Source organism: Streptomyces sp. NPDC092045, assembly GCF_044756005.1.
In the GTDB taxonomy this organism is placed as follows: Bacteria; Actinomycetota; Actinomycetes; order Streptomycetales; family Streptomycetaceae; genus Streptomyces.
Genome location: NZ_JBIVSC010000001.1, coordinates 1049494 through 1067378, shown reverse-complemented (window position 1 = coordinate 1067378; position 17885 = coordinate 1049494). Strand labels below are relative to the sequence as shown.

Sequence of the window (17885 nt, the reverse complement as noted above, 5' to 3'; positions counted from 1 at the left end):
GAGGGGGTGCGGCGCCGACCGGTCCGTACGCCCGGCCCGGTCGGCGCCCCGCCGCCGGTCAGGCGCCGACGTACTCCGCGAGGTGCTCCCCCGTGAGGGTGGAGCGGGCGGCGACCAGGTCGGCGGGCGTGCCCTCGAAGACGATCCGGCCGCCGTCGTGACCGGCGCCGGGGCCGAGGTCGATGATCCAGTCGGCGTGCGCCATGACCGCCTGGTGGTGCTCCACGACGATGACGGACTTGCCGGAGTCCACGAGGCGGTCGAGCAGGCCGAGGAGCTGCTCGACGTCGGCGAGGTGGAGGCCGGTGGTCGGCTCGTCGAGGACGTAGATCCCGCCCTTCTCGCCCATGTGGGTGGCCAGCTTCAGCCGCTGCCGCTCGCCGCCGGAGAGCGTGGTGAGCGGCTGGCCGAGGGTCAGGTAGCCGAGGCCGACGTCGGCGAGCCGGGCCAGGATCCGCTGCGCGGCCGGGGTGGCGGCCTCGCCGGAGGCGAAGAACTCCCCGGCCTCGGTCACGGACATCGCGAGGACCTCGCTGATGTCCCGGCCGCCGAGGAGGTGTTCGAGCACGGAGGCCTGGAACCGCTTGCCCTCGCAGTCCTCGCAGGTGGAGGAGGTGCCGGCCATCATGCCGAGGTCGGTGTAGAGGACGCCGGCGCCGTTGCAGGTGGGGCAGGCGCCCTCGGAGTTGGCGCTGAAGAGGGCCGGCTTGACGCCGTTGGCCTTGGCGAAGGCCTTGCGGATCGGGTCGAGCAGGCCGGTGTACGTGGCGGGGTTGCTGCGCCGGGAGCCGCGGATCGGGCTCTGGTCGACGGAGATCACGTCCTCTCCGGCGGGGAGCGAGCCGTGCACGAGGGAGCTCTTGCCGGAGCCCGCGACGCCGGTGACGACGGTGAGGACGCCGAGCGGGACGTCGACGTCGACGTCGCGCAGGTTGTGCGCGGACGCGCCGCGGATCTCCAGGGCGCCGGTGGGCTCGCGCACCGCGTCCTTGAGGGAGGCGCGGTCGTCGAGGTGGCGGCCGGTGACGGTGCCGGAGGCCCGCAGGCCCTCGACGGTGCCCTCGAAGCAGACGGTGCCGCCGGCCGTCCCTGCGCCGGGGCCGAGGTCCACGACGTGGTCGGCGATGGCGATGGCCTCCGGCTTGTGCTCGACGACGAGGACCGTGTTGCCCTTGTCGCGCAGCTGGAGCAGGAGGTCGTTCATCCGCCGGATGTCGTGCGGGTGCAGGCCGACGGTGGGCTCGTCGAAGACGTAGGTGACGTCGGTGAGCGAGGAGCCGAGGTGGCGGATCATCTTGACGCGCTGCGCCTCGCCGCCCGAGAGGGTGCCCGCGGGGCGGTCGAGGGAGAGGTAGCCGAGGCCGATCTCCACGAACGAGTCGAGGGTCAGCTGGAGCGCGGTGAGCAGCGGGGCCACCGAGGGCTCGTCGAGGCCGCGGACCCAGGCGGCCAGGTCGCTGATCTGCATCGCGCAGGCGTCGGCGATGCCGACCTTCCCGATCTTCGAGGCGCGGGCGCCCTCCGCGAGCCGGGTTCCGTCGCACCCGGGGCAGGTGGTGAAGGTGACGGCCCGCTCCACGAACGCCCGGATGTGGGGCTGCATCCCCTCCTTGTCCTTGGCCAGGAAGGACTTCTGGATGCGGGGGATCAGACCTTCGTAGGTCATGTTGATGCCCGCGATCTTCATCCGGGTCGGCTCCTGGTGGAGGAAGGCCTCCTGCTCCTTCTTGGTGTACGAGCGGATCGGCTTGGCCGGGTCGACCAGGCCGGACTCGGTGTAGAGGCGGTAGTTCCAGCCGCCGACGGTGTAGCCGGGGATGGTGAGCGCGCCCTCGTCCAGGGACTTGGAGTCGTCGTAGAGCTGGGTGAGGTCGATGTCGGAGACGGTGCCCCGGCCCTCGCAGCGCGTACACATGCCGCCGGTGCGCTCGAAGGTGGCCTTGACGGCCTTCTTGGCGCCCTTCTCGACGGTGATCGCGCCGCTCGCCCGCACGGAGGGGACGTTGAAGGAGTACGCGCTCGGCGGGCCGATGTGGGGCTTGCCGAGGCGGCTGAAGAGGATGCGGAGCATCGCGTTGGCGTCGGTGGCGGTGCCGACGGTGGAGCGCGGGTCGGCGCCGAGGCGCTGCTGGTCGACGATGATCGCGGTGGTGAGGCCTTCGAGGACGTCGACCTCGGGCCGGGCGAGGGTCGGCATGAAGCCCTGGACGAAGGAGCTGTAGGTCTCGTTGATCAGCCGCTGCGACTCGGCGGCGACGGTGTCGAAGACGAGGGAGCTCTTGCCCGAGCCCGAGACGCCGGTGAAGACCGTGAGGCGGCGCTTCGGGATCTCGATGCTGACGTCCTTGAGGTTGTTCTCGCGCGCGCCGTGCACACGGATCAGGTCGTGCCGGTCGGCGGCGTGCGGCACGGACGTCTGCTCGTCCGGCCTGGGGGCCTTGCTCATCGTGTCTCCAGCTGTCGCGCGGGGCCGAAAGGGTGGTCCGTCGCGCCCGGCCCGCCTTCGGCGGGCGTCGCGACGTCCATGGCCGTCACGCTAACGGCGGCACGGTGGTGACGCTTCTCTATTCCTGATCTCTTCCAGCGGTACGCGAGGGATCAGGCCCCGGGCAGGCCCTCCAGGGCCGGCCGGGCCGGGGCGCGGCTCCCGGTCACGTACCGCTCGGCGGCGCGGGCCGCCGCGCGGGCGCTGCGCTCCCCCATCAGGACGCAGAGGGTGTACGCCGTGTCCTCGAAGCGCCGGCGGGCCGACAGGTCGCACGGCCGGGCGAGCACGGTCCGCTCCTGGGCGCGGTAGTGCCGGAGCAACCGGTCGACCGTGTTCCTGTCGGGCAGCAGCATGGCGTCCTCCTGTTCCTGGGTCGCTCCATAGTGGCGGCCGTCGGCCACGCCCGCGACCCGCGCGGACACGGTGCGTGACGGAGGAGGAGGGTGCGGGGGTGCCGGGGTCCGGAGAACGTGCTCCCCGGACCCGTTCCCGGGCCGTCAGCGCGGGGCGGCCGACCAGTCGACGATGCGGATCCCCGCGCCCGCCGCCTCGCGGCCCCGGCAGTGGGAGCGGTGGCGGCGCAGGACGGCGTCGATGTCGAGGTGGCGGGCGAACCCGGGGAGCGCGGCGAGGCGTTGGGCGTAGGCCCAGAGGGCCGGGTGGGCGGCGACCCGGTCCATGGCGGCGGCGTCCAGGTGCCAGCGGTGGACGGTGTCGAGCTGGACGAGGGCGACCCAGACGTGGACGTCGGCGAGGGTCGGCGCGTCGCCGAGGACGTACGGGTGGCGGGCGAGGCGTTCCTCCAGGGAGCCGAGCGCGGCGAAGAGGACGCCGAGGGGCTCGTGGTGGGCGGCCTCGTCGTCGAGTCCGAGTTCGCCGGCCCGCTGGGCGGCCCGGTTGACGCTCCGCTCGCACAGCTCGGCCACGGCGTCGATCTCGGCGCGGTGCTCCTCGGGCAGCAGGTCGGGGCCGTCGCCGCGGAAGCGCAGGGCGAGGTCCCGGAGGATGTCGGGGACGTGGGTGGTGACGATCCGGCCGGTCCAGCCGTCGCTGAGGACGGGCGCGGAGGCGGGGCCGTCGTAGAGGTGGGCGCTGGCCTCGTACAGCGGGCGGAGGACCGCGTACCCGCCGTCGGGCGCGTCGGGGGTGTCGGGCAGGACCGTGAGCGGGAGGGTGCCGTCGAGTCCGAGCAGGCCGTGGGTGAGGGCGATGCTCAGACAGCCGGGACTGGACGGTGCGACGTGGAGGCGGTAGCGGTGCGGCACGGCGTAGTGGCCGCTGCGCACGTCGCGGCCGATGCGGCCGCGGAAGGCGGGCACGGCGGAGGCGGGCAGCAGCGAGGACGGGACGACGGACATGCTTCTCCCTTGAGGGTGCTCGGTGCCGGGTCGGGGCGGCGCACGGCGGCGGTCGACGGCACGACGACGGCGGCGCCGGCCGGACGGGGCCCGGAACGGCGGGGATACGTGCAGGAGGAGACGGGCGGACCGCGGCGGAGGGGCCCGGCGGGCGGGGGCGGCGCGGGCCCGGCCGGGAGGAGGCGGCGACTACGCGGCGCTGCAGACCCGCAGCAGGTCGATGTGACGGCGGGACGTCAGGGGCAGGGAGCGCGGGAGGGGCGCGGCGGACGCGGTGTCCCTCCGGCCGGTGCGTCCCATGGTTTCCTACCCGTTCGCTCGGTTTTCCCGTCCCTGAGTGTCCGGCCGGTCACGGGCCGCGTCAAGGGTGCGGCACGACCCGTCTCGGAGGGCGGTACGGTGCGTCCCACGACGAGCGGCGCGGCCGGCGGAACGGCGCGTCCCACGGGCGCGCGGATCCGTCCCGACCGTACGGAATAATGCGCGCATGCGCATTTCAGCCAGGGCCGACTACGCGGTGCGTGCCGCCCTCCAGCTCGCCGCCGCCCGGGACGCGGGCCCGCTGAAGGCCGAGGCCATCGCGGAGGACCAGGGCATCTCGCACAAGTTCCTGGAGGGCATCCTCGGGGACATGCGCAAGGGCGGTCTGGTGCAGAGCCAGCGCGGCGGCAACGGCGGGTACTGGCTGGCCAGGCCCGCCGAGACGATCTCGGTCGCGGAGGTCATCCGCTGCGTGGACGGCCCGCTGGTCTCCGTGCGCGGGGAGCGGCCGCCGGAGCTGTCGTACACGGGTCCGGCCGAGTCGCTCCTGACGCTGTGGATCGCGCTGCGGGCGGGGGTCCGCGAGGTGCTCGGGGTCTCGCTCGCGGAGGTGGCGGCGGCGGAGCTGCCGGCCGGGATCGTCGCGCTCGCCGACGACCCGGAGGCCTGGACCAACCCCTGACCCTCCCCCGCCCCGCCCGTCCCGCCGGGCCAACCCGGCGCGACCCGCGCCCACTTGGCCTCATCTCACGGATCAAGACGACCTTGTCCGCCCTGCGGACGCCCCTTGGGGAGCGGCGGCCACCTCTGCCACTATCCCTACTATTCCAGTGGGGATACTAGGGATCATGTGAGGTGACGTGAGTACGCCGAGGAAATCGCCGAAGAGATCAGCTGTACGCACCGCCTCCGCAGCGGCCGGACGGGCCGTCGACCGGCCCGCCGACGACGAGATCTGGCCCCGCGTCACCCGGGAGCTCGCCGACGACCTCGCCGTGGACGCCCTGGCCAGGGACCGGGCCGGCAAGGCTCCCTTCGACGAGGTCGCCCGGCTCCAGGAGGCGGGCCTGCCCGCCCTCCTCACGGCACCGGGCCCGTCCCGGCGGGGCGCCGACCTGCGGGCCGCGTGCGCGGTCGTGCGGGAGATCTCCGCCGCCGACAGCTCCGTGGGCGAACTCCTCGCCCACCACTACGCGCTGTCCTGGAGCAGCCGCTTCTTCGGCCCGGCGCACGAGGCGCACGCCCCCCGCACCGCGTCCGCGACGGAGGACCGGGACCCGGCGGCGGAGAGCCCCGGCCCCGCCACGGAGACGGAAGCCGCCCACCGGCCGGACGCCGCCCACCGCCGCCCGCCCTCCCTCGACGTGTGGACGGCCGAGGAGCGCTGGCTGCTCGCCGGCGGCGTCGAACCGCCGCGCACCGCGACCGACCCCGGCCTCGCGCTCACCCCCGCCGAGGGCAGCGGCGGCGGCTGGATCCTCGACGGGCGCCGCGCCTTCGCGTCCGGCGTCACGGTGGCCGACCGGCTCGTCGTCGGCGCCCGCCCCGGCGGCACCGGCGACCTCCTGGTCGTCCTGGTGGACCCGGCGCACCCGGGGGTGTTCACCGACGCGGGCACGGACCGGGTCGGGCAGCGCCTGGCCGGCGCGGGCACCGTCACCTTCGACCACGTCCCCGTACCGCCCGAGCACGTCCTCGGCGTCCTCCCGCACGACGAGCACGCCGTCGCCCCGTTCACCGCCCTCGCCCCGCTCGCCCTGCGGCTGCTCCTCACCCAGGTCGGACTGGGCGTCGCCGAGGGGGCGCTGGCCGAGGCCCGGGACATCAGCCGCGCCGACCAGGCCGGTCCGGTCCCGGCCGGCGGCGCGGGCGGCCCGGTGGCGGCGGACAGCACCGCCCCGGCCGGGTCCGGGGACGACCCGTACCTCCTCCTCGCCTACGGGGAGCTGGCGACCGCCGCGCACGCCGCCGCCGCCGTGGCGGAGCGGGCCACGGACGCCCTCGCCCGGGGCCTGCACGCCGAGTGGTCGCTGACCCTGGAGGAGCGCGCCGACATCTCCGTCCTCGTCGCGGCGGCCGAGACCGTCACGGGCCGGGCGGCCGTCCACATCACCACCCGGATCCTGGAACTCGTCGACGGCACGGCGGGCGCCGACTCGCGGGGCGGCGGACCGGGGTTCGACCGCTTCTGGCGCAACGCCCGGGCGCTCACCGCCCCGACGCGGGCGGACCACCGGCTCCGGGACATCGGGGACCACTACCTCAACGGCACCCACGCGCGGCTCACCCTGCTGGCCTGATCCGGACCGCTCCTGAGCCCCCGTCACGACGGAAAACAGCATGTCGGGACGTACGGCCCTGCCGTCGGGCGGCCGTTGGGCCCAAGCTGGGGGGGGAGAGGGTCCGCCGGCCGGGCGGGCCCCGCACCGCAACAGACGGAGGCAGCCGGATGAGTCGTGAGATCGTCGCAGGAGTGGACGGTTCCCCGGAGAGTCTCGCCGCGGCGGACTGGGCCGCCCGCGAGGCCCTGCACCGGGGCCTCCCGCTACGGCTCGCGCACGCCTGGCGCTGGGAGCCCCTCGATCTCCCCCTGGTCCAGGACCCCGAGGCCCAGGGACGGGCCGCGCACGCGGTCCTGCGCGAGGCCGAGGCGGAGATCGCCCGCCGCCACCCGGACCTGGAGCTCTCGGCCGAGGTGCTGCCCGACACCCCGGTCGCCGCGCTGCTCGGCACCGAGGAGCGGGCCGAGATGCTCGTCATCGGCTCGCGCGGCCACGGCCCCGTCGCCGGGTTCCTGCTCGGCTCGTACGGACAGCAGATCATCGCCGCCGCCACCCGCCCCGTGGTGGCCGTCCGGTCCCGCGGCGGCGAAGGGGCCGAGCCGCCCGCCGGGCCCGTGCTGGTCGGCCAGCTCGGCGGCCCGGAGGACAGCGCCGCCGCGCTCGGCTTCGCCTTCGCGACCGCCGCCGCGCGCGGGGCGTCCGTGCGGGCCGTACGTGCGTGGAGCCTGCCGGCCCTCTACGCGTACAGCCCGGCCTCGATGCGGCTCGCCGACGAGGCCGGCGGGCTCGTGCCGTACGAGGAGAAGGCGCTGCGCGAGGCGCTCGACCCCTGGCGGGAGAAGTACCCGGAGGTACGGGTCGAGGAGCACGTCGAACTGGGCAGCGCGGGACAGGTGCTGCTCTCCCGGTCGGGGGCCGCGCAGCTCCTCGTGGTCGGGCGGCGGGCCAAGCGCGGGGCCGTCGGGCCGCGGATCGGCTCCGTGGCGCACGCGGCACTCCATCTGGCGCCCTGCCCGGTGGCGGTCGTTCCGCAGGGCTGAAAGGCTTCGACGTGAGCTGACGCGCCGGGTTGACGAGGGGTGTCGGGACGGCCGGGGCCGGAAAGGGTCGTCACCGTCGCCCCGGCGGCTCTCGCCGGGGCCGGCCGTCCGGCGACCCCGGCGAGAGAGCGGAGCACCATGCGGTACCACGTCCGTCCCCGACCCTCCGACCGGTCCGCGCGGGCGGACGGCCGGCACCGCGGGAGAGGCGGAGCGCGGCGGCGCCCGGGTCTCCGCACGGTCGTCGCCGTCGCGGGGGCGGCGGCCGTCGCGCTCACGGTGGCGACGGGGACGTACCTGGCCTCGACGGCGCCCGGCGGTCCGGCGGCCGCGGCCTCCCCGGCACCCGCGTCCACGCCCGCCGCCGTCCCCGTTCCCGTACGGACCGGCCCGGAGGCCGGGCCCGGGCAGGCGCGGGCGCAGTTGCGGGAGCGGCTGCCCCTCCTGGTCCCCGGGGGCGGCGCGGCGGGCACCGGGAGGGCCGAGCGGTACGCCGGGGAGGTCGTCGCCCTCGTCAACGCCGAGCGCGCGGAGGCCGGTTGCCGGTCGCTCCGCTCCGAGAGGCGGCTGCGGGCGGCGGCCCAGGGGCACGCCGACGACATGGCGGCCCGCGCCTACTACGCGCACAGCAGCCCGGAGGGCCGGGACGGGGGCGACCGGATGAGGAGCGCGGGCTACGCCTGGTCGACCTGGGCGGAGAACATCCACCGCGGGCCGGCGACCCCGGCGCGGACCGTGGCGGAGTGGATGGAGAGCCCCGGCCACCGGGCGAACATCCTGAACTGCGCCTTCAAGGACATCGGCGTCGGGGTGTCCCTCGGCGCCGACGGCCCCTGGTGGGTGCAGAACTTCGGCGCCAGGCGCTGATCCGGCCGTCCGGTCGGGCGTACGGTCGGGTGTCGCGCTGCCCGGCCGTCCGGCCGTCCGGTCGGGCGTACGGTCGGGCGCCGTGACGTCCGGCTGCCGGACGTCCCGCCGTCACTCCCCTCCGGGGGCGGGCGCGGCCAGCTTCTGCACCCAGATCGTGCCCCGGGGGCCGGGCACCGACGCCACTCCGGTGTCCCGGTAGCGGCAGTCGAGCATGTTCTCCTCGTGCATCGAGCCGTCGCGCCAGTCCTCGACGACCTCCTCCGGGCCGGTCGCGCCCCTGGCCAGGTTCTCGGCCCAGGCGCTCCAGGAGTAGCCCGCGGCGCTGATCCGCGCGTCCGCGAAGTCGCCCTCCGGGCTGCTGTGCCCGTAGTAGCCCCGCGCGACCATGTCGCGGGCGTAGGCGCGGGCCGCCGCGACGAGCCGGGGGTCGGTGCGCAGCGGGGCGCAACCCGCCTCCGCCCGCAGCCGGTTGACGAGACCGGTCACCCGCTCCCCGGTGGTGGGCGGCGGCGGGGGCGGGGTGGTGCGGCGGGGCGCCGGGGTGGTCGTCGTCGGTACGGGGGCGGGCGTGGTGGTCGTCGGAGCCGGCGCCGGGGCCGTGGTGGTCGGGGCGGGTGCCGCCGGGGGCGCGGCGAGGGGCCGCGCGGGCCGTACGCGCGCCTCCGGCTCGGAGGGTACGAGGAGGGCGACGGCGCCGAGGACGGCGACGGCGGCGACCCCGGCGACGACCGTCCCGCGCCCGGGTGCCCACCGGCCGGCGGGCTCTGCCCCGCCACCGGGCCGTACGGCGGAACCGTCCACGGGCGCGGCGGGCCCTCCGTCCGGGGCGGGACCGGGCGCGGCGGCCTCCGCGTCCGGGCCGCGTCCGGAAGCGACGGGCTCCCCGTGCCCCGCGAGTTCCGCGTCCGGCCACCCGTCCGCCGTCGTCGCGGCGAGGCCGAGCGGGGGCACGAGCCCGATCCCGACGAGCAGGCCCTCGACGGGGGCGAGGCCCCGGCGGCCCGTCACCCGGCGCGTACAGGCGTCGCAGGCGCGCAGGTGGCGGGCGATCCGCTTGCGCCAGAGCGGGGACGGCCGGCCGTCCCAGGGGCCGAGGATCTCCGTCAGCTCCGGGCACGGCGGCAGGGCGTCCAGGGCGCGGACCACCGCCCGGCCGGTCTCCAGTCGCTCCTTCATGCGCTGGACCCGCACGGCGGCGTGCTGCGGGGGGACGCCGAGGCCCTCGGCGAGTTCGGCGCGGGTCAGCTCGCCGGCGGCCTCCAGCCACCACAGGGAGAGGAGGTCGCGGTCGTCGCCGTCGAGCCAGCGGGTGGCGCGGGCGACGTCGCGGCGCTGCCCGGAGAGGCCGAGGCGGAGGATGGTCAGCTCGGTGAAGTCCCCGGCCGGGTCGGCGAGGTCGGCGGCTTGGTCGAGGCCCGGGACGGGGGCCCGCCGGCGTTCGTGCCAGCGGCGGCGTATCCCGTTCATCGCTATGGCGACGATCCAGGACCGGAACCTGGCGGGGTCGCGGAGGCCGGGCAGGCCGTCGAGGGCGCGGACCATCGTCTCCTGGACGATGTCGTCCGTGTCGGCGTGGCCGTCGAGGGCGCGGCCGACGACGTTGTGGACGAGCGGCAGGTAGGCGCGGACCAGTTCGTCCCTGGCGTGGACGTCACCGGCCCTGGCCGCCTCCACGAGGGCGGTGGTGCGGCGCTCGTCGCTGTGCATGGGTGTGCTCCCTCGTCCCGGGTCCGTGTTCCCCGTCTTTCGGAGACCCGTGGGCGCGGGAGGGATAACACTTCTCGCGGTGACGGACGCGTGTCGTGATCGGGTGTTCGTGGTGCTCGGGTCGTTCGTGGTGCTCGGACACGGGTGGCGTTCGTCCGGGTGCGGACGGTGCTCGGGTGCCGGTGGTGCTCGGGGGCCGGTGCCCGGGCGGCCGGTCCTACACCAGGGGCCCGGGCAGTCTCGGGACCGTGGCCCCGTTTCCCTCCCGGACGGCCTCCACGACGGCGTCGTGGAGATCCCGGCTCTCCTCCTCCGTTGCGCAGGGGACGGGACTGCCCGACATGGTGAACCAGTCGGACGCGCCGCTGTACTGCACGGCCACACGTGCTTCGCGCTCGGTCCAGGTGGTGTGCACGGTCAGATCGCCCGTGACGTTCCCGGCCTCGTCGGTCAGCACCCCACCTCGCCCGGTGTAGACACCGGTGGTCGTCCAAGATGCCCAACTCATCCATCCAGGTTCACACCCGGATGCCGTATGCGCCACCGACGGGACCGCCCCGGCCGGAAACTCCTCCGGCCGGGGCGGTACGGGGCCGCGCGCCGGATCAGGCGAGGGACGCGAGGGCCTCGTTGAGGGTGGCGGACGGGCGCATCACGGCCGCGGCCTTGGCCGGGTCGGGCTGGTAGTAGCCGCCGATCTCGGCCGGGGAGCCCTGGACGGCGATCAGCTCGTCGACGATCTTCCCCTCGTCGGCCGCGAGCTTCTCGGCGAACGGGGCGAAGACCTTGGCGAGCTCCGCGTCCTCGGTCTGGGCGGCCAGCTCCTGGGCCCAGTACAGGGCCAGGTAGAAGTGGCTGCCGCGGTTGTCGATGCCGCCGAGGCGACGGGTCGGCGACTTGTCCTCGTTGAGGAAGGTGCCGGTGGCGCGGTCGAGGGTGTCGGCGAGGACCTGGGCGCGGGTGTTGCCCGTGGTGGACGCGAGGTGCTCGAAGGAGGCGGCCAGGGCGAAGAACTCGCCGAGGCTGTCCCAGCGGAGGTAGTTCTCCTTGACGAGCTGCTGGACGTGCTTCGGGGCGGAGCCGCCGGCGCCGGTCTCGAAGAGGCCGCCGCCCGCCATCAGCGGGACGACCGACAGCATCTTGGCGCTGGTGCCCAGCTCCAGGATGGGGAAGAGGTCGGTCAGGTAGTCGCGCAGGACGTTGCCAGTGACCGAGATGGTGTTCTCGCCGCGGCGGATGCGCTCCAGGGAGAACTTCGTGGCCTCGACCGGGGACAGGACGCGGATGTCCAGGCCCTCGGTGTCGTGCTGCGGCAGGTACTCCTCGACCTTGGCGATGAGCCGCGCGTCGTGGGCGCGCTCGGCGTCCAGCCAGAAGACGGCCGGGTCGCCGGTGGCGCGGGCGCGGGTGACGGCGAGCTTGACCCAGTCCTGGATGGGCAGGTCCTTGGTCTGGCAGGCGCGGAAGATGTCGCCCTCGGCGACCTCCTGCTCCAGGACGGTGTCGCCCGCGGAGTTCACCAGGCGGACGGTGCCGGCCCCGGCGATCTCGAAGGTCTTGTCGTGGGAGCCGTACTCCTCGGCCTTCTGCGCCATGAGGCCGACGTTCGGTACGGAGCCCATGGTCGACGGGTCGAAGGCGCCGTGGGCGCGGCAGTCCTCGATGACGGCCTGGTAGACGCCGGAGTAGCTGTGGTCCGGCAGGACGGCGAGGGTGTCGGCCTCCTGGCCGTCCGGGCCCCACATGTGGCCGGAGGTGCGGATCATGGCCGGCATCGAGGCGTCGACGATGACGTCGGACGGCACGTGCAGGTTGGTGATGCCCTTGTCGGAGTCGACCATCGCGAGGGCGGGGCCCTCGGCGAGCTCGGCCTCGAAGGAGGCCTTGATCTCGGCGCCCAGGTGCGGGACGCCGTCCAGGCCGTTGAGGATGGTGCCGAGGCCGTCGTTCGGGGAGAGGCCGGCGGCGGCGAGGGCCTCGCCGTACTTGGCGAAGGTGGCCGGGAAGAAGGCGCGCACGACGTGGCCGAAGACGATGGGGTCGGAGACCTTCATCATGGTGGCCTTGAGGTGCACGGAGAAGAGCACGCCCTCGGCCTTGGCGCGGGCGACCTGCTCGCTCAGGAAGGTGCGCAGGGCGGCGGCGCGCATGACGGCGGCGTCGACGACCTCGCCGGCGACGACCTTCAGCGGCTCGCGGAGCTCGCTGACGGTGCCGTCGGCGGCGGTGAACTCGAAGCGGAGGGTGTCGTCCGCGGCGATGACGACGGACTTCTCCGTGGAGGCGAAGTCGTTCTCGCCCATGGTGGCGACGTTGGTCCTGGACTCGGGGGTCCAGGCGCCCATGCGGTGCGGGTGGGCCTTGGCGTAGTTCTTCACCGAGGCCGGCGCGCGGCGGTCGGAGTTGCCCTCGCGCAGGACCGGGTTGACGGCCGAGCCCTTGATCTTGTCGTAGCGGGCGCGGATCTCGCGCTCCTCGTCGGTCTTCGGGTCGTCCGGGTAGGCCGGGAGGGCGTAGCCCTGGGCCTGGAGCTCGGCGACGGCCGCCTTGAGCTGCGGGATGGACGCCGAGACGTTCGGCAGCTTGATGATGTTGGCCCCGGGCGTCTTGGCCAGCTCGCCCAGCTCCGAGAGGGCGTCGGCGATGCGCTGGCCCTCCTCCAGGTACTCCGGGAAGACGGCGATGATGCGGCCCGCGAGGGAGATGTCCCGCGTCTCGACCGTGACTCCGGCCTGCGAGGCGTACGCCTGGACCACGGGCAGGAACGAGTACGTCGCCAGGGCAGGCGCCTCGTCGGTGTGGGTGTAGATGATGGTCGAGTCAGTCACCAGGGTGCTCCGCTCCACGTCTGCGTATGCGAGATTGCTCGACATCAAGATATCTCGTGATCGCGGTCCTCGGTAAAGGGCCCCACGAGCTCCTCGTCCTCCGGGGCCCCGGCGGCCTCGGCGAAGGGACCGCCGAGCCGGTACGGGGGCGGGGGGCCGTCCACGTCGACGTGGCGGAGCAGGAGGAGCAGGACGACTCCGGCGGCGGCGGTCGCGCCGGCGGCGAGGGCCTGTCCGCAGCGGTGGGCGAGCCGGAGGTCGGCCGGGTCGTAGGGGGCGGTGGCGGGCAGGGCGAGGGTGTCGCCGAGGAGCCAGATCCCGGCGGCGAGGCCGCCGGCCGCGACGAGGACGAGCGGGACGAGCACCAGGAGGGCCGCCGGGGCGGGCAGCCGCCGGGGCGCGGGGCGCACCTCACCCTTGCGGGCGCGGAGGGCGAGGATCCCGCAGAAGACGGCGAGGACGAGGAGGGCGGCGGCGATGACGTCGCCGGGCCGGTGCCGGCCGTCGGCGACGGTGTACGCGCCGACGGCGGCGGCCCAGAGGGTGGCGGCGCCGACGGCGGGGGCGCGCAGCCTGCGGGGGACGACGAGGGCCAGGCCGAGGGCGACGCCCAGGGCGAGGGCGGTCTGGGCGCTGGGGAAGCCGCTGGGCAGGAGGGCGGCGGCGCCGGTGGCGCGGGGGCGCGGGGCGTGGAGCCGGAGCAGTCCGGTGAGGGCGAGGGCGGTGACGACTCCGCCGGCCGCGAGGCCGGTGAGGACGTACCGCCTGCCTATGAGCCCGACGGCGAGGAGGAGGACGCAGCCGAGGACGAGGGAGAGGGTGGTGAGCCCGGCGAGGGAGGGGTGGTCGCGGAGCAGGGTGACGGCGGCGGTGTCGGCGCGCCGGCCGGTCGTGGCGGCGTCGCCCCAGCGGCGGCCGGTCGCGGTGAGGACGAGCCCCGCGTAGACGACCGTGAGCAGGAGGACGGCCCCGAGGCAGCCGCGCCGGGCCCGGGTGCGGACGCGGGTGGTGAACGAGCCGGCGGCCTCGCCCGCCACGGCGGCGTACCACCAGGTGTCGCCGGCCCTGAGCGGCCTCGGGGAGCCGCCGGTGCGGGGCCTGTCGTAGGAAGCCATGCCCCGATTCGAACCCACGCCCGGCCGCCCCGCCCGCTGGGCTCGTCCGAACGACACGCCGGACGGTGCGCCGGGAGCGGGAACCGGGCGGGCGGCCCTCGCGTCTGCCCCGGAGACCGTACGTACGCTCCGGGGGGACGTCTCACATGTCGATGCCGCGCAGAATCGGAATCGGGCTGCTGGTCCTGATCGCGTTCGGGTTCCTGGCGCCGAACGGCTGGTACGTCCTGGGCGCGGTCGTGGTCGCCCTGGTGATCGCGGGGTTCGTGGCCTTCGAGGCGATGAGCGAGTCGCACCGCTCCCACCGCCCCGACGGACGCCGGTTCCGGCCCGGCCGGGGCGGGGACGGCCGCTGGATCGTCCACGACGAGGACAGGGGTCCCCGCTCCTGACGGGCGGGGGGACCGTCTCGGCGCTCCCGGTGCGGGCGCCGGGAGAGGACCACGAGGACCAGGGCGCAGAGGAAGCCGGGGACGGCGAGGACGCCGATCCCGTTCCGCGGGGCGGGGTCGTCGGGGAACGCCGAGGACGCCAGGGCCGCGAACGCGCCCGCCCTCACCGGCCGGGCCCGGCCGAAGGGGCCGACCCGGTGGACGTGCCGGCGCCGCGTCGGAAGCGGCCGGCCGGTGCGGAGGGCGGCCGTGCCGCCGGCGGCGAGCAGCAGGGCGAGGATCCCGAGGGGGGAAGCGCGAGGTACGCGGAATGCCGGGACACGGTCCGCCCCCTGTGGTTCCGGCACCGTGCCGGGGTCGGCGCGATCATGCCACAGGGGGTGCGCGGCCGGTCAGGAGGAGGCGCGGACCACCAGTTCGGTGGGGAGCATCCGGCGGGGCTGGTCGCCGGGGGCGCTGGGCGAGGCGATCTCCTGGAGGAGCAGACGGGCCATGGCGCGGCCCATCTCCTCGATGGGCTGGCGCACGCTGGTGAGCGGCGGGTCCATGTGCCGGGCGACGGCGGAGTCGTCGACGCCGACGAGGGCGACGTCCTCGGGGACCCGGCGGCCCGCCTCGCGCAGGACGGCCCGCGCGCCCGCCGCCATCACGTCGGAGGCGGCGAAGACGGCGTCCAGGTCGGGCCGCCGGTCCAGGAGCTCCCGCATGGCCCGGCGGCCCCCCTCCTCGGTGAAGTCGCCGTTCGCGACGAGGCTTTCGTCGGCCGCGAGCCCCGCCTCGGCGAGGCCCTCGCGGTAGCCGTCGAGACGGCAGCGGGCGACGTACATGTCGAGGGGGCCGGTGACGGTGGCGACGGCGCGCCGGCCGCGCGCGGCGAGGTGGGCGACGGCGGCCCGGCCGGCGCCGGTGTTGTCGGAGTCGACGAAGGCGACGGCCTCGTCCTGCGAGCGGCGGCCGTTGAGGACGGCGGGCAGGCCGAGGGCGCGGACCTGGTCGGGCAGCGGGTCGTCCCCGTGCACGGAGACGAGGAGGACGCCGTCGACGCGCTGGGCGGCGAGGTACTGCTCGAAGCGCTGCCGCTCCTGTTCGCTGCGGATCAGGGTGAGGAGCAACTGCTTGTCGGCATCGGCGAGTTCGGCACTGACGCCGCGGATGATGTCGAGGAAGTACGGCTCGGCGAAGAGCCGCGCCTCGGTCTCGGGGACGACCAGGGCGACGGCGTCGGTGCGGCTGCCGGCGAGGGCGCGGGCGGCCCGGTTGGGGACGTAGCCGAGTTCGGCGACGGCCCGTTCGACGGCGGCCTTGGCCTGTTCGCTGACCTTCGGGGAGCCGTTGATGACCCGGGAGACCGTGCCGCGGCCGACTCCGGCCCGCGCGGCGACCTCCTCCAGGGTGGGTCTGCCGGTCTGCCGCCCGCTCACCGCCATGTGCCGCTCCTCCCCGCCGGGGCGCCGCCCCGCCCGCGTCGCCCGCGAACCTATCAGGCGGGGCGGGACGTTCCCGGGGCACGACGGAGCCCCGGCTCCTCGCACGGAGTCCGGGACGGCCCGGACGACACTCTCCGCACCGCCTCGGCGACCCCGCGTATTGCCGCAGGTCAAACCGACCTTATGTGCATAAGACACTCTTTCGGCGTACCGTCGTGGGGTTCCCCTTCCTCCTCGACGCCCCGGGAGAGCGCGTGCCCCGCTCCAGGACCGACCATGCCCCGACGCCCCGCGAGGGGCGCCGTCCGCGTCTCCGGACGGCCGCGATCGCGACAGGCGTGGTCGCGGTGGCCGCCGGCGGCCTGTACGGTGCGGGCCTGCTCGCCACCGGGGACGACATATCCACCGGCACCCGGGTCTCCGGCATAGACATCGGCGGCATGAGCCGCTCCCAGGCCGAGGCGAGACTCGCCGCCGAGGCCCCGGCCGAGTGGAAGGCGCCGATCCCCGTGCGGGTCGGCGACCTCGCGTCGACCGTGGACCCGGCCGCCGCCGGGCTGAGCGTGGACGTGGCGAAGACCGCCGAGCTGGCGGCCGACCCCTCCCGCGACCCCGTCACCGTCGTCCGGCGCCTCTTCTCGTCCGGCGAGCGCGACATCCGGCCCGTCTTCGCGTACGACGAGGCCAAGGCGAAGGCCACCGTGGCCGACCTGGCGAAGCGGAACGACCGCGCGGTCCGCGAGGGCTCCGTCGCCTTCCGCGGCGGGAAGGCCGTCGCGACCCAGCCGGTCACCGGCCGGAAGCTGGACACCGACCGGTCCGTCGAGTCCCTCCGCTCGGCCTACCCGGCCGCCACGGGCGCGTCGCCGGTCGCCCTCCCCGTCGCCCTGACCCAACCGAAGCTGCCCGCCGCCGAGGTGAACCGCTTCCTCGACACGTACGCGAAGCCCGCCCTCTCCGGCCCCGTGACGCTCACGGCGGGGAGCGAGCGCCTGCGGATCTCCCCGGCCACGCTGAGCGACCACCTCACCGTGAAGAACGACGACGGGCACCTCAGCGGGGTCCTCGACGCGAACGCGCTGCTGCGCGACCCGGACGTGGCGCGGCCGCTCGCCTCCCTGACGAACGCGCCGACGCAGTCCACCCTCGGCGTGCGGAACGGCAAGGTCGTCGTGGAGTCGGAGGGGCGGCCGGGCCACGAGGTGACCGCGAAGGCCCTCGGCGACGCCGTCCGCCCGCTGCTCACCAAGACCGGCGACGCGGCCCGCACGGCCCCGGTGGCCACCGAGGTCACGCAGCCCGACCTGACCTCCGACTCGCTGGCCCGCCTCGGCATCACCGAGCAGATGTCGTCGTTCACGGTGAACTTCCCCTCGGCCCCGTACCGGACGACGAACATCGGCCGGGCCGCCGAGCTGATCAACGGCTCGCTCGTGCAGCCCGGCGCGGTGTGGAGCTTCAACAAGACGGTCGGCGAGCGCACCCCGGACAACGGCTTCGTCGACGGCACGATGATCCTCGACGGCCAGTACCGGTCCGCGCCCGGCGGCGGCGTGTCCGCCATGGCCACCACCGTCTTCAACGCCATGTTCTTCGCCGGGGTGAAGCCCGTCGAGTACGGCGCCCACTCCTTCTACATCGAGCGCTACCCGGCCGGCCGCGAGGCGACCGTCGCCTGGGGCAGCCTGGACCTGAAGTTCCGCAACGACACGGGCAAGCCGATCTACATCAAGGCGAGCGCGACGGACTCCTCGGTCACCGTGAGCTTCCTCGGGACGAAGAAGTACGACTCGGTGGAGGCGGTCGCCGGTCCGCGCACCAACCTCACGCAGCCCGCGAAGCGCGAGGGCACGGGCAAGGCCTGTGTGCCGCAGCCTCCCCTCGAGGGCTTCGACATCTCGGTGGACCGGGTGTTCAAGAACGGCGGCGCCGAGGTCAAGCGGGAGACCTTCAAGACCCACTACACCCCGCGCGACGAGGTGACCTGCACGGTGGACGGCGGGGAGGCCCCCGAGAAGGCCCCGGCGAAGACTCCGCAGGAGATCGCCGACGGGCGCTGACGCGCGCCTCCGGAAGGGTGTCTTCCCGTCCGGCCGGGGCATCACTTCGGAGCGCGG

The 17885-nt window shown here is 75.2% G+C and carries 14 protein-coding genes; 6 read left to right on the top strand and 8 right to left on the bottom strand.

The features are described 5' to 3' along the window. Positions 1 to 58: 58 nt before the first annotated feature. The 3 genes from ACIQKA_RS04610 to ACIQKA_RS04600 form a co-directional block, all read right to left on the bottom strand. Positions 59 to 2446, bottom strand: a complete 2388-nt coding sequence (locus ACIQKA_RS04610) for an ATP-binding cassette domain-containing protein (protein WP_383442333.1) — start codon at positions 2444 to 2446, stop codon at positions 59 to 61. 152 nt (positions 2447 to 2598) lie between these two features. Next, a complete protein-coding gene (locus ACIQKA_RS04605) occupies positions 2599 to 2841 on the bottom strand; it encodes a DUF5133 domain-containing protein (protein WP_383150922.1) in 243 nt (80 codons plus the stop codon). Positions 2842 to 2985: 144 nt separating this feature from the next. Beyond that, positions 2986 to 3846, bottom strand: coding sequence for a glutathione S-transferase C-terminal domain-containing protein (locus tag ACIQKA_RS04600; protein ID WP_402539961.1), 861 nt, complete (start codon positions 3844 to 3846; stop codon positions 2986 to 2988). Between the two features lie 487 nt (positions 3847 to 4333). Between ACIQKA_RS04600 and ACIQKA_RS04595 the strand changes: the two genes are divergently transcribed. The 4 genes from ACIQKA_RS04595 (at position 4334) to ACIQKA_RS04580 (ending at position 8296) form a co-directional block, all read left to right on the top strand. Next, positions 4334 to 4789, top strand: a complete 456-nt coding sequence (locus ACIQKA_RS04595; RefSeq protein ID WP_030213461.1) for an Rrf2 family transcriptional regulator — start codon at positions 4334 to 4336, stop codon at positions 4787 to 4789. 178 nt (positions 4790 to 4967) lie between these two features. Next, a complete protein-coding gene (locus ACIQKA_RS04590; RefSeq protein WP_402539960.1) occupies positions 4968 to 6407 on the top strand; it encodes an acyl-CoA dehydrogenase in 1440 nt (479 codons plus the stop codon). Positions 6408 to 6556: 149 nt separating this feature from the next. Then, positions 6557 to 7429 carry a universal stress protein gene (locus ACIQKA_RS04585; RefSeq protein ID WP_383150823.1) on the top strand — a complete coding sequence of 291 codons (873 nt, stop codon included), beginning with the start codon at positions 6557 to 6559 and terminating at the stop codon, positions 7427 to 7429. 138 nt (positions 7430 to 7567) lie between these two features. Further along, a complete protein-coding gene (locus tag ACIQKA_RS04580; protein WP_391093652.1) occupies positions 7568 to 8296 on the top strand; it encodes a CAP domain-containing protein in 729 nt (242 codons plus the stop codon). Positions 8297 to 8407: 111 nt separating this feature from the next. Here the strand turns inward: ACIQKA_RS04580 and ACIQKA_RS04575 are convergent, their stop codons facing one another. The 4 genes from ACIQKA_RS04575 to ACIQKA_RS04560 form a co-directional block, all read right to left on the bottom strand. Next, positions 8408 to 10006: a sigma-70 family RNA polymerase sigma factor gene (locus ACIQKA_RS04575; RefSeq protein WP_402539959.1), complete on the bottom strand. Its 1599-nt coding sequence runs from the start codon at positions 10004 to 10006 to the stop codon at positions 8408 to 8410. A 217-nt stretch (positions 10007 to 10223) separates the two neighbouring features. Then, positions 10224 to 10514: a hypothetical protein gene (locus tag ACIQKA_RS04570; RefSeq protein ID WP_383150816.1), complete on the bottom strand. Its 291-nt coding sequence runs from the start codon at positions 10512 to 10514 to the stop codon at positions 10224 to 10226. A 97-nt stretch (positions 10515 to 10611) separates the two neighbouring features. Next, positions 10612 to 12834: an NADP-dependent isocitrate dehydrogenase gene (locus tag ACIQKA_RS04565; protein WP_383150814.1), complete on the bottom strand. Its 2223-nt coding sequence runs from the start codon at positions 12832 to 12834 to the stop codon at positions 10612 to 10614. Between the two features lie 44 nt (positions 12835 to 12878). Next, complete coding sequence (locus ACIQKA_RS04560; protein ID WP_383442322.1) at positions 12879 to 13949, bottom strand: phosphatase PAP2 family protein; 1071 nt, start codon at positions 13947 to 13949, stop codon at positions 12879 to 12881. A gap of 152 nt (positions 13950 to 14101) precedes the next feature. On the opposite strand from ACIQKA_RS04560, the gene ACIQKA_RS04555 reads away from it, so the two are divergent. Further along, on the top strand, positions 14102 to 14341 hold the full coding sequence (locus ACIQKA_RS04555) for a hypothetical protein (protein WP_383429120.1): 240 nt from the start codon (positions 14102 to 14104) through the stop codon (positions 14339 to 14341). Positions 14342 to 14733: 392 nt separating this feature from the next. Here ACIQKA_RS04555 and ACIQKA_RS04550 read toward each other — a convergent pair whose 3' ends face one another. Further along, positions 14734 to 15768 carry a LacI family DNA-binding transcriptional regulator gene (locus tag ACIQKA_RS04550; protein ID WP_383150807.1) on the bottom strand — a complete coding sequence of 345 codons (1035 nt, stop codon included), beginning with the start codon at positions 15766 to 15768 and terminating at the stop codon, positions 14734 to 14736. A 254-nt stretch (positions 15769 to 16022) separates the two neighbouring features. On the opposite strand from ACIQKA_RS04550, the gene ACIQKA_RS04545 reads away from it, so the two are divergent. Continuing rightward, positions 16023 to 17828 carry a VanW family protein gene (locus tag ACIQKA_RS04545; RefSeq protein ID WP_402539958.1) on the top strand — a complete coding sequence of 602 codons (1806 nt, stop codon included), beginning with the start codon at positions 16023 to 16025 and terminating at the stop codon, positions 17826 to 17828. Positions 17829 to 17885 lie beyond the last annotated feature (57 nt).

What these genes read in the sequence shown, in the direction of transcription:
- ACIQKA_RS04585 (WP_383150823.1), top strand. Translation starts at nt 6,557, where the DNA reads ATGAGTCGTGAGATCGTCGCAGGAGTGGACGGTTCCCCGGAGAGTCTC.
- ACIQKA_RS04575 (WP_402539959.1), bottom strand. Translation starts at nt 10,006, where the DNA reads ATGCACAGCGACGAGCGCCGCACCACCGCCCTCGTGGAGGCGGCCAGG.
- ACIQKA_RS04600 (WP_402539961.1), bottom strand. Translation starts at nt 3,846, where the DNA reads ATGTCCGTCGTCCCGTCCTCGCTGCTGCCCGCCTCCGCCGTGCCCGCC.
- ACIQKA_RS04605 (WP_383150922.1), bottom strand. Translation starts at nt 2,841, where the DNA reads ATGCTGCTGCCCGACAGGAACACGGTCGACCGGTTGCTCCGGCACTAC.
- ACIQKA_RS04555 (WP_383429120.1), top strand. Translation starts at nt 14,102, where the DNA reads ATGCCGCGCAGAATCGGAATCGGGCTGCTGGTCCTGATCGCGTTCGGG.
- ACIQKA_RS04610 (WP_383442333.1), bottom strand. Translation starts at nt 2,446, where the DNA reads ATGAGCAAGGCCCCCAGGCCGGACGAGCAGACGTCCGTGCCGCACGCC.
- ACIQKA_RS04595 (WP_030213461.1), top strand. Translation starts at nt 4,334, where the DNA reads ATGCGCATTTCAGCCAGGGCCGACTACGCGGTGCGTGCCGCCCTCCAG.
- ACIQKA_RS04550 (WP_383150807.1), bottom strand. Translation starts at nt 15,768, where the DNA reads ATGGCGGTGAGCGGGCGGCAGACCGGCAGACCCACCCTGGAGGAGGTC.
- ACIQKA_RS04580 (WP_391093652.1), top strand. Translation starts at nt 7,568, where the DNA reads ATGCGGTACCACGTCCGTCCCCGACCCTCCGACCGGTCCGCGCGGGCG.
- ACIQKA_RS04570 (WP_383150816.1), bottom strand. Translation starts at nt 10,514, where the DNA reads ATGAGTTGGGCATCTTGGACGACCACCGGTGTCTACACCGGGCGAGGT.
- ACIQKA_RS04560 (WP_383442322.1), bottom strand. Translation starts at nt 13,949, where the DNA reads ATGGCTTCCTACGACAGGCCCCGCACCGGCGGCTCCCCGAGGCCGCTC.